Origin of the sequence: Desulfosporosinus meridiei DSM 13257 (assembly GCF_000231385.2) — a bacterium.
GTDB classification, from domain to species: domain Bacteria; phylum Bacillota; class Desulfitobacteriia; order Desulfitobacteriales; family Desulfitobacteriaceae; genus Desulfosporosinus; species Desulfosporosinus meridiei.
Window position 1 is genome coordinate 3,577,343 of sequence record NC_018515.1, and the last position, 14,492, is coordinate 3,591,834.

Sequence of the window (14,492 nt, forward strand, 5' to 3'; positions counted from 1 at the left end):
AATGCAATCATGAGATACATCGTCTCAACCATTGAAATCATCCTACCACCCCCTTTCTAAAAGGGTGTGGCCAGTATAAACAGTTTTAAATCTTAGGACTGGTTTGCTTTAGCAGAAGTATTCTGATAACCGGAACCAGCCCGGTTCTTAATTGCAGAATCCAAGTTCGGTCCTTGAAGAACGGTCCAGTAATATTTTGCTGCAATTGCGGAGGATGCAGCATTATTCTCTAACACCAAAGCATCTGCTGAATCTAAGAGGTTGTTATAGGTGTTAAGGATTTTCTGAGAAACCATCGTCTTATCCCCTGACGAAACCAATGGGCTATTATAAAGAGTATTATAAAATGCTAAGGCCTGTACATAGTAATCGCCCCTGGGCTGCTGAGGGATTTCATAGTTATACCAGAAATCCCCGTTAGTCATCAATGACTCAGAATCAAATGCCAGATCTCCGCTGTGCATGGGAGTTGGCGTGCTCCAGCAACTGGAGAGATTCGGCGGATCTGTAAGGGGTAATAGGGATTTGGGAAGAATTGTGGCACCTGGAGCAAATGTAATTGCACTGTTGTATTTTTGACCGAGAAGGCCAAATACCTTATCCTGATAGGCGTCTTGACCCGTATAGTAATTCGGGTTATTTTCTTTAGTCCAAGCATTATAGGCCCATACGGCAAAATACCAATTTTCTAAGACGTTGCGATTCCCGTCTCCAATCTTGGGGTAGGCTCTAAACTTGTTATTGAGAATTTTACAGCCTGTGTCAATATTATAATCCAGATCACTTTTCAGCCTGGCAACATCGTATTCGGGATAATTAGCCGGAGAAATCTGCATAATTCCTATGCCGCCGTCGGCAGATATAAAGGGTTGATCGGTCAGAGGCTGTCCCGTTGTTGGATCTGATTCGTATTGTTTCCATCCACTCTCTATCCATGCAATAGCTTTAACCAGCGCGGGCGGAATATCATTCTGATTGGCTATATCCTCTATTTTTTGGGCAATTATTGCGTTTTTTACATTTGTATCTATTGTAGTTACAAGATTACGTTGACTCTCCGTAACGACTGCTTCGCCTCCGAGTGCAGTGACAATACAGTCAACGGACATCTTGCTTTTCACAAAAACGCCTGCAGCAGGAGACTTAACGCCGTCAGTGAGGACTATGGCAGACTTAGTTTGAGCAGCCAGCGGTGCACCGGAAAGAGCATCAATACCCGTAACTCCATTGGCCAAGTATACCTGGTCAAACAATAGAGAACCGGCGAAGTCTTTAATGACTTGATCATTCGTATCGTAAGCTGTGATTCCTGAATGGCGGGTAGGCTTTGGAAGTTGATTTAATACCGTACTATTAATGACGCCGGTTCCGCCAATGACATCAGACGTCGTGATGCCAGGATTTTCTTTTAAGAATTCTTGGACAATATCAGGAAGTTTAGCACTGTTCGTTAAAAGAATCGGCTGACTCCCCTGGGAAGCAATAGAGGCAATTGAGAGCGCGTCTTGGGTTAACCAGCCGTAGGCGACCGCGACCTTTGTCACCGGTGCACCGAGAGTAACCATCAGTTGAGCGATCTTAACCGAGGTTTCAAAACGGTCAACTCCACCAAGAGGTACAACCGTAATATTCATTGCTTTCAGCTCATCGAGGACTCCTTGCCTGATCACCGCCGTTCCGCTGGTCACATAAACCTTAGTAACGGCGAGTTTAACAAGTTCGTCTTTGGTAGCAGAGTCAAGTTTGTTTCCAGCTCCGGTCAGAAGGATAGGCGCTTTTAAATAATAGGCCAGCGGACCTGAGGTTAAGGCATCAACCATACCATAGGAAGTTGAGGAAGCAAGAATTGCGGTTCCGGCCCAACCAGTTTGATCAGCAATTCTGACTGCGGTTTGTTCAGCATTTGTACCTGCCAATCGAGTTGGAACCGTGTCGGAAGCAAATACGGTAAAAGGAACCATTGTCAATGCCATACTGGCCATAACTAGAGCAGCTAAAGCTTTTTTAATTTTACTCATTATTATTTTTTCGCCTCACGTCTCTTTAGATTTCTTTTTAACCATCGCTCTCGAAGCATCTTACTGCCTCTAATTAGACTTAAGTAAATTTGACCTGATGATCAATATTATGGCTTACGTTTAGTATTCGTTGGCGTGATGAATTTTCCTTCTGGTAATATTTGTGCCGATTGCGAATGTCTCACCGCGTGGATTTGAGACATCCCCCTCATTTCATGATCATAACAATGAATGTCGCAAATGGGTGTGGCTAACCGTTCCTCGACAACCTGTTCAAAACATTATGGCATAATATTCCAAAAAATAGATGAATGATATCTCTGATCACCGAGTTCAGGCCGCCTCACAACACAAGGCGGCCTGTTTTGTTCTAATCATGTTCTGTTATCCTTGAAGAATACTAATCTTGTCAAGGTTTTGCTCATATTGCGATTGTTATTGACATCATCAAAAGCAGCCAAGGTTTCAGCATTAGGTTGTTCAATTCGGAGGTCAAAAGGAATGCCGCCGAAGCGACATTCATCAGTGGTGCCGCAAAGCGGCATGGAAATCTGGTAGTATAAAAGATGAAGCATATTTTAATAGAATGATCTAAATAATCCCAGATTGGTCTGGGATTTTACATTTTACATCGGTGATCTTAGCAAAGCAAAGTACTCCGGGCCTAGTCAAATAGCTCGGAGTACTTTGTTTTGCTCTTCTCTACTTCTCCCCATCTCCGGCATATGGAACGATACTCTTCTTAACATTCCGAACTCCGCCCAGGGGATTTGAGACATAGGTGTGATTTTCTCTCTTGCGGGCCTTTTTCCGAAATGCATTTTCTTGTCGTTTTTCATACATTTCCCGGATCCAGACACTTACAGGAGCCTTCCACTGTTCACTTTTACTAGGTATGTTTTTTATTAAACTTCTAGGATTTAAACCCATCTCTTTCGCCATTTTCAAGGTTTCTTCGTTAAGCCTGCATTTCTTTTTTGCTTAGGCCCATTCTGCATCCTTCTTAATTTTACAATCTATGGATATATTATTATATAAGGACTGACGTGTTGCAGGCACGCCAGCCCGGCAGATTGTCTAACCGAACGGTTAGCCAGATTTACGGGTTATAAGAAATAACCGCAAACCCTGGCAGGGGCGGTTATTTCTTCTTCATTTTTGTTCTTTTGCTGAATACTTTTCTATCGCTTCTTCAACATACTGATTCAATGATTTGCCCGCTATCAAGGCCCTTTGTGCTGCTTGTTTATGAAGCTCAGGGGTTATTCTTACATTAAAGCTACCTTTATACATCTTTTCAGGTTCTTTACCGTTCAAATTGCACAGTTCAAGATAATCCTCAACCGCTTCTTCAAATGCTGACTTTAGTTCACTGACACTACTGCCTTCATAACTGATTGAATCATTTATGCCTTCAATCTTGCCATAGAAAATCTCGTCTTCTGTGTTGTAATGCACTGAACCAATATATTCTTTGTATATCATCACATCTTTCATAATCAAACCACTCCCTGATTTTTCAACTCTTCAATCAACTGCTCGATTTGATATTTCTTCAATATATTTCCCGGATGCAGTCTATGAAGTCTTATAATATGTCCTGTTTCGCAGTGGACAAAAGCAACTCTCGACCCAGAAGTATGCCCTCTGTTGTCTTCTTTGTAACCGAATTTTGCTAACAGTCTTCTTGCTTCATCATATTCAAAGTCGATAGGTCTATTAAGCAATCTGTCTATAAGTTTATCTCTTTTGCTCATCGTGCACCTCTTATTTTAAATATATTATCAACGGTCGAAATATGTAACTAAATATTAGTTGCATATTTCGACCGTTGATAACTTAGCAAGCTGCACCTCCTGTTAGCATCGGGATGAAGCATACTTTAATAGAATGATCAGTTAATAATCTCGGCAAGCAGGCTATGGGTACCGCCGCTTTCGTATCCTGCACCTTGAGACACGATGAATATGACAGACAGTTGTCGTATTTTCGAGATATACTAATCTAAGGTGATAAGCTGCAAATGACAGATTGTTAATAATCATAGTGAAAGGGATAATATATGGATTTCATACCGGCGAAGACAATTATATCAGGTTACAGTGGAGACAATAAATGGTTTGGAAACAACTATAATATGAACATTTATAAAGGGTGTAGTCATGGCTGTATCTATTGTGACAGCAGAAGTGAGTGCTACCATGTCGAAAACTTTGATAATGTTAGAGCTAAAGAAAATGCTCTGACCTTAATTCACCGTGATCTTAAGTCAAAACGTAAAACAGGAGTAATCGGTACAGGTGCCATGAGTGATCCATACAACCCTATAGAAAAGGAGTATGAACTTACCAGAGGTGCTTTAAAACTAATTAACTCCTTCGGTTTTGGAATTTCGATTGCTACAAAAAGTAATTTGGTGACTAGGGATATTGATATCTTAAATAAGATACGCCAGCATTCCCCAACTCTCATCAAGCTGACCATCACCACCTGTGATGACGTGCTTTGCAAAAAGATTGAGCCTAATGTGGCGGTTTCCTCGCAGCGTTTTTCTGCGCTTAAACAATTAGCTGAGAACAAAATTTTTGCAGGGATACTGCTCATGCCTGTCTTGCCATTTATTGAGGATAACGCAGAGAACATTAGCGGTATTATTCGTCTCGCCTCTGAGAATGGCGCTAAATTCATCTACCCAGCTTTTGGTGTAACACTAAGACAAAATCAAAGAGATTGGTATTATCGAAAACTTGATGAAATTTTTCCGCATCTTAAAGAGAAATATGCTCGTCAATATGGTAATTCCTACGAGTGTCACTCCCCAAGCTCCAACGAGCTCTGGCAGTTGATGAAGAGTGAGTGTGAAAGGCTTGGCATGCTTTACAAAATGGACGACATTATTCGAGCATACAAAAAAGGCTATTGCAATGATCAGCTTAGGTTGTTTTAGCAATCGTAAAGATCCTCTAAGTAGTCGTTTTAGAGACACATAAAGAGCATGTATACCAGAAAAAGGCTGGTTACATGCTCTTTATGCTTTTGTTATCAAATGAATAGTTTCCGTTTGCACGTAATCTTGTCTATTAACTGAATTGTTTCACCAATGCGCTGGCAACACTAACTACGCCACAAATAAATATAATCGCCAAGGTCAGCCATCTGAAAAGTTTAGGACTTACTTTGGCAAAGGTCTTTTCTCCCAGCCATACACCCGCTAGAACTCCGGGAATTGCATATATAAGATGTGTAAATACGCCTGTATCTAAGGCATCCATGTAATACATTGTGATTAGAGTCGCAAAATTTCCATAGCAAAAAAAGCGAATGAGATTTGCACGAAAAGCTTCCTTATCTTTTTGCTGATTCATTAAAAAAAACACAACCGGCGGCCCGCTTAAGCTCGTTGAACCTCCCATAAAACCGCTGACAATACCAACTAAAATTGTCGCTAACTTTTCACGTTTAATGGTGAAAACATAATTTGAGGTCATTAAAAATCCTAACAATAGAACCAAAGTTCCAATACTAAGCTTTAGTACAGAAGGGTCTATAACCTTAAGTATATATACTCCAAGTATAATTCCAAACAAACTGGCCGTAAACAATGGCCATATCACTTTTGGATCTGACCTTCCTCTTGTCTTATAGATAACTATAAGGTTCAGTAATAAACCGACGATGGTCATCAGACTAACAACCTGCTCCGGTTGCATAAAAAACAGCAGCAGCGGTGTACCCACAATTGCAAAACCAAATCCAGTAATTGACTGTAAAAATGATGATAAGAAGATAATGATGCATATATTAATTGCTAAAATGTCCATAAATTTACTCCATATTTATATTTAAATCATTACGAGCTTTTCGAGCGCGGTAAACGAATAGTAGGTACGCCTCGTTAAACTGAATAGAGACTCCGCTAATGGCAACTCCGTTATAAAAACCAAAAGCCATGAAATTGCAGCGTCCTTAGCTAGAGTTGGACTTGGTATAACTATTATTCCAGAATACTACGCGGAACGAGATATAGCAAGCAATCAATCATTATGCTATTACAGTTTAGAAAAAGGAATCGAACCTCGGCACGTCGGGTTAGTTTATTCTTCAAAAAAGCTTTATCTCATGCAGCAGGTGCGTTCAAGGATATACTTTTCGCTCAATTTCTTGGCGGAAGTGACGATGGAATAACGAAGTACTCCTCTTTCAGCGTTGTACTTGGCCAGTTTTACAAGGGTTTCAGTATCCAAAAGTGAATATTCGTTGATCTTACTAGTGGAGAAGGCTGATTGAGCACAGTATTTACAGTTTTCGGAACATCTGCCGCTCTTCCCGTTAATAATGGCGCAAATATCAAAGTTGTTCCGTAAATTTGTTTCATATCAAAATCAGAGTCTGGCGTTAACCTTGAAGTCGGTTCACCGAACGGGTGGTCTCCTTTACCTATCTCTACATTTAAAGTTGATGTTCCTACTCGACACTTGCTAAATATATTTAAATAGGAAGGAGACTTCACTCCAAATCTTTATCTTAACCAGGGGTAAACTGATTCATGACTTTCTGGTAAACTATGTCTAGTCCTGGTTCTTCAACTGAAAAATCCTCTATCACAACGCCATCATTTATGAGAGTCTGCAAAATGCTCATTTTCTCCTGTGATTCACAATAACAGATCAACGCATTATCATGGATCTCAAACAACCCGGTGTAATTATCAGCCAGTTGCTGACTAGTGAGCTTTGTGATTTGATCTCTGGAGACTCTCACTTCGATCCTCGTTTTTAATCTGTAATCATGCTTAAGTTTTGCTAAAGATCCTTCAGCAACCACAGAACCTTTGTGCATAATAGCTATGTTTTCGGCGAGTTCCTGAACATCCGAGAGATTATGAGAGGAGAAAAACATCGTTGTTCCTTCTTTATTCCAGGTACGAATCATCTCTTTTAATTCTAGGATTCCAATCGGGTCCAGCCCTGTCGTCGGTTCATCGAGGACGAGCAATTTAGGTCTGTGAATAATGGCTTGTGCCAGCCCCAGTCTTTGTTGCATGCCTTTAGAAAACGCCCCGACTTTCCGATGTTTAACATCAGCAAGTCCCACCTGCCCCAGCGCCTCTTCACAACGGTTTGCCGAAACGCCCTTAAGTTTTGCATAAAAGGTTAATGTTTCCCAAGCGCTTAAATTATCATAAAAGTTCATTCTTTCCGGCAGATATCCAATCAGATTCTTGATTTCTTTGCTTTTTTGCCCGTATTCAAGCTCATCAATCAGAATTCCTCCGGAAGTAGGATTCACTAAACCTAAAATCATCTTGATCAGCGTGGATTTGCCTGCTCCATTATGTCCGAGAAGGGCAAAAATCTCTCCTTGCTCAATACTCATGTTCAACTTATTAACAGCAACGAAATCTCCATAGTGCTTTTCCAGGAATTTTACGTCCAATATATGTCCCATAGCATTCTCTCCTAATAATCTTGTTTTCGGCTAAACAACCAGACAGATAATCCCAGAGGGCCAAAAAGCCAAAGAAGAAGCACCACACCCAGTAATACTTCGCCTGAACCGCTCCCCATCATCCGAGTGAGGGCTGCAAGGGTCGGACCAAATGTCTCTTCTCCACCCAATTGCAAAACGACCAGTACTCTGACCATATCGGCTGGGTTTAACAGCAGGAGGGTTAGCAATAGGGGGACAACAACCGTTACCTGTTGCAAAGAAGCAATTCCGATAGCTAAAAAATCATAAACTAAAATCGTGAAAAACCAAACAAGGATGGCTAAAGCGACTGCTTGAGAACGTCTCACAGTAACCACCGATATCAGTAAGGACATACTCAAAAATACAAGTGCTAAGACAATCGACAAAATTACAAACACCAAATAATCTAAGATACTTAAGGTCCCCGTTTTCCAGGCAATAACTACTCCCGCACCGCCAAAACCTGCTAAGATGGAAGCGGTTAAGGCCAAGGCCAAGCCCAAAAACTTTCCAATAATAACTTCACTTTTGTTAACAGGCTGGGTTAAGAGAACATGAAGAGAACCCGCTTCTTTCTCGCCTGCGATTGTAGAGGAGCCTATCACTAAGGCGATCAAGGGCAGAAGATAAAGAACAAGATTCAAAAGACTTGCTGTTACGCGGTTAAACCCTTGATATCCCCCAACTCCCATACCAGAAAGACCGAAAAATGAGATAAGTAAGGCTAGTAATCCGAAAATAATTGTAAAAGTAATCAGCCAGCGGCTGCGCATAGATTCCAATAGTTCTTTTTCAGCCACTACTATTACGTTAGCTACGCTCATCATGGCTTCTCCCCTTTTTGCTTGTAGGCCAATGTTAAATGTAGTAGAAAAATTCGAGTCTCCTTAAAAGCTAACAGTCTGCTTTGCCGTTAGGACCTCTTGCCAATTCATTATCCTAGCATCTTCATGCTCTTTTCTAAAAGATTGAGCAGCTTCAGGAGACCCAAATCCCACGATTCCAAAATTCATGGGGGTATTGATATGTGCTTTAATATAAGTGGCCTCGGAAGCTTTAATCCACTCCATGGTATTATAGTCCTTGACATAGATCATGCTCTCTTTGATAGCTGGCTCTTGACTGTTCTTTTTAAGGTATAACGCTAGGCAGCCAATATCATCAAATTTCTCCACATGCCCCTCTTGGGTAACAATTTCACCCGCAAAGCGCATGTCGACAATGCTCATGTTACAGGTCGGGCAGATATCAAGGCTCGAATCAATCGGTTGGGGGGAAGTATCCACCTGCGTCGAACATCCGCTCAATAATAAAGTCAAGCTTAAAACGAAGATAATCGCCACCATCTTTTTACCCATATCAGTTCCCCCTCTTTTTTCTGAACCCTGTCATTTCCTGGGTATGAGAACTTATCCTGAACACCCTATAGCAAACTAATCCGGCAACCGCCAGCATGACAATCGAATATAAACCTAATACTTTATTGCTGCTTCTGGGCGCCGTAAACTCCTCGGCCAGATTCGGGAGCGGCAAGGGAACAGGTTCGGCATAAGGATACTGGTCCTTTACCTTAGGGATATTGATAATCGAAAACATTCTCTCCGAAAACTCCAGGGCTGTTGCCGCCGGACTATTGAGAAACAGACGGACGGCAGGGGCCTTTTTCATTAAATACGTAAAGGGATCCCCACTTAAGTAAGGAATATCTCCAATTCCGTTACGATCCAGATCGAATCCCCGATAATCGTTCCAATAATTTCCCTGACCATCTTTAAAAAACGCGTTCCCGTCACCGACTAGGCCTGCAATCATCGCCACTTGTTGCAAGTTGTCGATTAGGTTATTACCCACGAAAAGATTATCCGTGGAGCTCGAGATCAGGTCTAGGCCAACATCATTTGAAGCGACTAAATTGTTACGAAACTCATTGTGCAAGGAAACATCAAAAAAGGCCCCGCGCGTATTATCCATAATAATATTTCCTTCGGCCAAGCTATCGTCACACGTTGCAAACAAGAGACCATATGATCGGTGCCCTCGGCTATGAGCGAAGACATTATTCCTAAAGGTTATATCTTTGGAAAACATCAAGGCAGCACCTGCCACATTGTTAATTAATATATTCTCTAGAAATGTATTCTCGTTAGAGTACATATAGTGAATTCCGTAGCGGACATTAGAAATTCGATTCCCAATAAGCTCATTGCCTTCCGCATAGTTGAAATAGATCCCATCCCGGGTATCCTGAATAATATTATTGATAACCTTGTTTTCAGGCGCTGCAAAAAGATGAATCCCGTCTCCTCCATCCCCTTCAAACGCCGGATGCAAACCCGAGTATTGGTCATTTTCAGCTTCGTTCTCTTCAAGTTTTTCTTTTATGGGCCGACCTTGAATGAGATTACCTTCCAAAATGTTTTGGGAGGCTTTATTAAGATAAATTCCAAATAAGTTATCTAGGATATGGTTATCCTTTACAATATTACCCCTTGAGAAAATCTTAATTCCGGCATCAGAGTTCTCAAGTTTTCGACCGCTGCCCCTCACTTCAAATCCCTGAAAGGTGACACCATCAGCCTTGATCGTTATGGCATCTCCTTTACCCCCGCCCTCAATTTCAGGATAATTTAAGCCCATGAGCTTTACCCTCTTATCGATGAGAAGTGGGCCCTGATAAACACCGGGATGGACAGTGATTTCATCCCCAGGGGCAGCCTTTGCTATGGCTTCGGTTATCGAGCTAATCGGACCGGTCGGGCTTACCTCAATAGTTTGAGCTTGAACCGGCTTAGCCCAAAGTACCAGTAAAAGAAGAACCCCAACTATCCAGCCATTATATTTGCCTTGGAATCCCTCTCTTTGTTTTCCCATCCCCTAAACCTCCAAAGCGCAATCATCATGCAAAAAATACTTAAACCTAAAAAGTAACCACCTATACCAAAGCCTGTATGGGTCACGAAATTCGCTACGTCATTACTCCCGATCATTGGAGGCACGAAAGGATCGATTCTAATTGGAGCTTGAGGATCTAATTCCGTTCCATAGCGGTGTAACCAGTACCAAAGATCATAAATTCCCAGCCCTCCCCCGATTAAAAGCAGTACTAAAGTGCTTAGTCCAAACCACACTTTTCTAAGCAAAGCGGCTAAAAAAGCCAACCCCGCTAAGCCAAAGGCTATATAGGACATATACTGAATTTCCGGAAAATCAGATTCCACAATTTCCTTCATGCCAATGTAATGGTTCAAGTTATTAATGATATCGATGCGGCCGCCGATTTTATCCATGTAAACAATCATTGCTAAGCCCTCAGGATACTGGGGTGCATCCAACTTCATATACCACAAAGGAAAGTAAGTACTCGCGATCAGACAAATACCTGCCAATACAAGCAAAATCCTTCCGGGCAGACTTAACTTACCTTGCAAAAACTTCATCTTATACCCTCCTTGAGTTACCTCCGGGGAATTACCTTAAATAGCTTCGGAGGAGCACAGACCTTTATTGGTAACTCCCCATAATAGGTCCGTACTCCTGAATTGGAATCAGGGTTCAAATTTAGGATTTTGGTTTAACTAAGAGATACCCTTGCATTTCCTGATGCAAGGCTGAGCAGAAGTTCGTACAGTAGTACGGATAGACCCCAGCTTTATCCGCCACAAATTCCAGCTTCTGCGTCTGACCGGGTTGGGCTTCGCAGTTAATGTCGTAGAACATGATCCCAAAGCCATGGGTAATGTCCTCATCGAAGTCCGTGTTCGTGAGATACCAGGTAACATGGTCCCCTTCATTGATTTCAACAGTATCCGGGTAGTAGCGGCTCCGGAAGCCCATCATATAAACCGTGACATTATTGCCGTCACGGACAACCCGGGCATCTTCCTTCGCATAGACAGCTCCTTCTATTGTCTCATCTTTAGGATAGACTTCGAAGGTTTTGATTTTATCCGCTTTAATCATTTGGGCAAAGTGTGGTTCCGGATCCACCGGGCTATCGTAGAGAACTTTCATCTTAGAACTCGTAAGGTCAATTAACTGCATACTTTCTGGGTGAGAAGGCCCTACAGACAGGTATTTATCTTTAGCCAGCTTATTCAAGGATACCAGGTACTTCCCATCAGGGTTTACTGTATCTCCCTCTGCTGCAGTTAAGTGTCCGGGACAATAATGTACTTGGGTTTTATCACTTACTTTAAAATCACTTAAACTCCATTTGGCGACGGCACTTTCGACGAACAAACTTGTGTACGCATTCCCTTGGTCGTCAAATTGAGTATGCAAAGGTCCTAAGCCAACTTCTACTTCCGCGACCCGTGTCTTTTCATAGTTCACAATCGGGAAGCCCCTTTCTTCCCCTTGAAAATCCTTATTGTTTACACACTCCATGAACTTTTCGAAACTAAAAACAGTGACTGTGGGAGAAAGTTTACCATTTCCGACGAAATACTTGCCGTCAGGGGTTACATCCACTCCATGAGGACTTTTTGCACAAGGAACCAGGTAGACCGAACCGGGAACATCGTTGGGATCAATGACTTTCGCCCCACCGATATCTTTAACTTTACCGTCTTTAGCTGCTTGTTCAAGCATCTTCCAATTGATCGCCACGATATAGTCCCGTTCTCTTTGGGAGGATTCAACTTCTAAAAGGTGGTACGCTTCTTCAGTATTATACGTCGTAAGGAAACACCAGCCATCACTGACACCCTTACCGGCATCGGAAAGGTCGTAAGACCATGGAGGAAGCAGCAATTCCCACCCGACACTCATGTTGCCATCTTTGGGATCAACGGCTATAGCAGCCATAACTCCTTTATAATCCTCTTTGAAGTTATCAATATCTGAGTAAGTACCATAAGGAATCGGCCCGGCAAAACGCGAAGCCATCATAAAATACTCCGAATTTGGAGTGAGAAAAACCGAACCATGAGGACCATAGATGTTAGGCACCGGCCCAAGTATCTGTTGAGTTGTAAATGAATCTAAATTCACGCGGGCGACCCGACTGTTAGCGTTATCATTGATGAAAAGCCACCGTCCATCATAATCACCCTTAGTTTCGCTGAGTGCAGGATGGTGGGCATCCCCCCAATCAAAATCCCCCAGCATTTCTTTGGTATCTGTAGTCCAGCCATAACCAACGGCGGACTCCTTGTTAAAGACCGGAATTGAACGAATACGTCTCATGGATGGCACCCCAAACACAAACAGTTGGCCAGAGTGTCCGCCCGATGCAAAAAGATAATATTCATCCAGTTGACCGGGGGGAACATAGGTTTTTAGGGCTGCATCGACGACATCCTCTGACACTCCCTCTTTAGAAGCCTTCAGCCCCCCTGCAGCTTCAGGGTTTATTTGAGACAGTATGGAATAAGCCAGCAACAAACCGGCAAAAAGCCCTGCAACCGCTGTGAATAGCGTTTTTAGCCTTCCTTTATGCATATACTCTAACCTCCAAGATTATTTAGTCTCTAATTATTCACTGATCCTTTTCATCGTTCACTTCTTGTCCTGCTGCTTTGCTTAACAATTGAAGAATTTGATTCCTGTCCTCAGTCGTTGTCAGCTGGGGAAGCAAATCACCCATAGTCCCTTCAGGTTTTTCCAAAAACTCCTGAAGACTTTTCCCGAATCTTTTCGGCGCATCTGTATAAGCAAAAGAAAGGTCTGGCCCTGTGGCACCACCCAGGATATTGTAGAATGAGACAGAATGGCACTGAATACAACCTTTCTGCTTAAAGATATCTCCTTCCAGAGTTTTCGGATTTGCAGTGTCCGTCTGAGCTTGCGCCTGAGGTTGAAGTCCCGTATTGTAAACGGTTTGGACAGTAGTATCAAGCGCTGGAGGATAGCTTGGTGTGGCTAACACTCTATAGGTAAACATGGTTAGAAAACCAATCCCCAACCACACGACAAAAATAGGCCACACACCTTTCCCGAAGTTTTTGAGCACATTTTCACCTCCTATACATCTAACAGCTTATACCCTTATTCCGATAACCGTCAGTACTACCAAAAGACATAAGGTCAAAACTGTTAGCATGAGAATCTTACGCCTTACTTTAAGGGCATTGTTCTTACTGTGATCAAGCCAAGGAAGAAGTAAAACCCCCGCGAACAACAGTCCTGTAAGAAATAGCCCTAATAGCTCCGGTACGATTTTTAAAAGCCCGAACAGCCAGAGGAAATACCATTCCGGGACAATCCGAGACGGAGTCATAATTGTATTAGCCGGGGGACCTAACTCCTTGGGCCATACTCCGGCTAATATAAACACTAAGCCAAGCACAGCAAAGGCCATCACAACTTCAGTTAAAAAGTGACCCGGGAAAAATGGGATATCTTCAGACTCCATGGGACTAAGCTTTTGTTCACTTTCCAATTTAATTTTCACCTCCTATAACCCACCGGATATTCCTTGCTTACGGATCATCAGAAAATGAATGACCATCGAAAAAATGGCAATCACAGGTAAAACTACAATATGCAGAGCATAAAACCTTGTTAAGGTATAACCCGTAACCTTGCTGCCCGCTTGGCTCAAGAGCAGCAACTTTTCCCCAAGCCAAGGAATTGATCCCATGATTTTTGTACCGATGACTGCAGCCCAATACCCCAATTGATCCCAGGGCAAAAGATAACCGGTAAAGCAAAAGGCAAAGACAACTATCAGCAGGCACGCTCCGATAATCCAGTTTAGTTGACGCGGGGGCTTATATGAACCCGTATAAATGACTCTCAACATATGAGCGAGGACAGTGATTACCATAAGGTTAGCCGCTATATTATGGATTGAGCGAATCGCCGCTCCCATCCAAACATCTTGTTCAATGAAAATCACACTTTCATAAGCCAACTCCGGTGTCGGCTTGTAGTAAATCGCCAGTAAAATCCCCGTAATAATTTGAATTAGAAAGAGTAAGAATGTTATTCCCCCGAAGCAAAACATATAACTTCGAGCATGTTTAGGCACTGGATGACTCGCAAGGTCCTTAAACATGT

The 14,492-nt window shown here is 42.4% G+C and carries 15 protein-coding genes and 1 pseudogene; 1 reads left to right on the top strand and 15 read right to left on the bottom strand.

Annotated features, from left to right (window positions below):
• Positions 1 to 92: 92 nt before the first annotated feature.
• From DESMER_RS16525 to DESMER_RS16540, 4 genes are all read right to left on the bottom strand, one after another.
• The gene (locus tag DESMER_RS16525) at positions 93 to 2,018 is read right to left on the bottom strand and encodes a cell wall-binding repeat-containing protein (protein ID WP_014904204.1); all 1,926 of its coding nucleotides are present in this window, start codon (positions 2,016 to 2,018) and stop codon (positions 93 to 95) included.
• Positions 2,019 to 2,720: 702 nt separating this feature from the next.
• Positions 2,721 to 2,960, bottom strand: coding sequence for a hypothetical protein (locus DESMER_RS16530; protein WP_242831001.1), 240 nt, complete (start codon positions 2,958 to 2,960; stop codon positions 2,721 to 2,723).
• A 210-nt stretch (positions 2,961 to 3,170) separates the two neighbouring features.
• Positions 3,171 to 3,515 (bottom strand): type II toxin-antitoxin system HicB family antitoxin, encoded by a 345-nt coding sequence (locus DESMER_RS16535; RefSeq protein WP_014904206.1) that lies wholly within the window; start codon positions 3,513 to 3,515, stop codon positions 3,171 to 3,173.
• A gap of 2 nt (positions 3,516 to 3,517) precedes the next feature.
• A complete protein-coding gene (locus DESMER_RS16540; RefSeq protein WP_014904207.1) occupies positions 3,518 to 3,775 on the bottom strand; it encodes a type II toxin-antitoxin system HicA family toxin in 258 nt (85 codons plus the stop codon).
• Positions 3,776 to 4,080: 305 nt separating this feature from the next.
• Here DESMER_RS16540 and DESMER_RS16545 point away from each other — a divergent pair, with 305 nt between their 5' ends.
• Positions 4,081 to 4,965, top strand: a complete 885-nt coding sequence (locus tag DESMER_RS16545; protein ID WP_014904208.1) for an SPL family radical SAM protein — start codon at positions 4,081 to 4,083, stop codon at positions 4,963 to 4,965.
• A gap of 133 nt (positions 4,966 to 5,098) precedes the next feature.
• Here DESMER_RS16545 and DESMER_RS16550 read toward each other — a convergent pair whose 3' ends face one another.
• The 11 genes and pseudogenes from DESMER_RS16550 to extP form a co-directional block, all read right to left on the bottom strand.
• Positions 5,099 to 5,839, bottom strand: coding sequence for a sulfite exporter TauE/SafE family protein (locus DESMER_RS16550; RefSeq protein ID WP_014904209.1), 741 nt, complete (start codon positions 5,837 to 5,839; stop codon positions 5,099 to 5,101).
• A 318-nt stretch (positions 5,840 to 6,157) separates the two neighbouring features.
• Positions 6,158 to 6,376: pseudogene (locus DESMER_RS24965) on the bottom strand (biotin synthase BioB); the annotation flags it as partial.
• A 166-nt stretch (positions 6,377 to 6,542) separates the two neighbouring features.
• Complete coding sequence (locus DESMER_RS16555) at positions 6,543 to 7,466, bottom strand: ABC transporter ATP-binding protein (protein ID WP_014904211.1); 924 nt, start codon at positions 7,464 to 7,466, stop codon at positions 6,543 to 6,545.
• Positions 7,467 to 7,477: 11 nt separating this feature from the next.
• Positions 7,478 to 8,314, bottom strand: coding sequence for an ABC transporter permease (locus DESMER_RS16560; protein WP_014904212.1), 837 nt, complete (start codon positions 8,312 to 8,314; stop codon positions 7,478 to 7,480).
• 63 nt (positions 8,315 to 8,377) lie between these two features.
• A complete protein-coding gene (locus DESMER_RS16565) occupies positions 8,378 to 8,848 on the bottom strand; it encodes a nitrous oxide reductase accessory protein NosL (protein ID WP_014904213.1) in 471 nt (156 codons plus the stop codon).
• Position 8,849: 1 nt separating this feature from the next.
• Positions 8,850 to 10,361, bottom strand: a complete 1,512-nt coding sequence (nosD, locus tag DESMER_RS16570) for a nitrous oxide reductase family maturation protein NosD (protein WP_014904214.1) — start codon at positions 10,359 to 10,361, stop codon at positions 8,850 to 8,852.
• On the bottom strand, positions 10,313 to 10,927 hold the full coding sequence (locus DESMER_RS16575) for a hypothetical protein (protein WP_014904215.1): 615 nt from the start codon (positions 10,925 to 10,927) through the stop codon (positions 10,313 to 10,315). Before DESMER_RS16575 ends, nosD begins: the two co-directional genes overlap by 49 nt.
• Before the next feature lie 121 nt (positions 10,928 to 11,048).
• Positions 11,049 to 12,932, bottom strand: coding sequence for a Sec-dependent nitrous-oxide reductase (gene nosZ / locus DESMER_RS16580; RefSeq protein WP_014904216.1), 1,884 nt, complete (start codon positions 12,930 to 12,932; stop codon positions 11,049 to 11,051).
• A gap of 37 nt (positions 12,933 to 12,969) precedes the next feature.
• Positions 12,970 to 13,443, bottom strand: coding sequence for a hypothetical protein (locus DESMER_RS16585; RefSeq protein ID WP_014904217.1), 474 nt, complete (start codon positions 13,441 to 13,443; stop codon positions 12,970 to 12,972).
• 27 nt (positions 13,444 to 13,470) lie between these two features.
• Complete coding sequence (locus DESMER_RS16590; protein WP_345787929.1) at positions 13,471 to 13,872, bottom strand: cytochrome b family protein; 402 nt, start codon at positions 13,870 to 13,872, stop codon at positions 13,471 to 13,473.
• A gap of 15 nt (positions 13,873 to 13,887) precedes the next feature.
• Entirely contained in the window at positions 13,888 to 14,490 is a 603-nt protein-coding gene (extP, locus tag DESMER_RS16595; RefSeq protein WP_042334694.1) for a selenite/tellurite reduction operon b-type cytochrome ExtP, read from the bottom strand.
• Between the last annotated feature and the right edge of the window lie 2 nt (positions 14,491 to 14,492).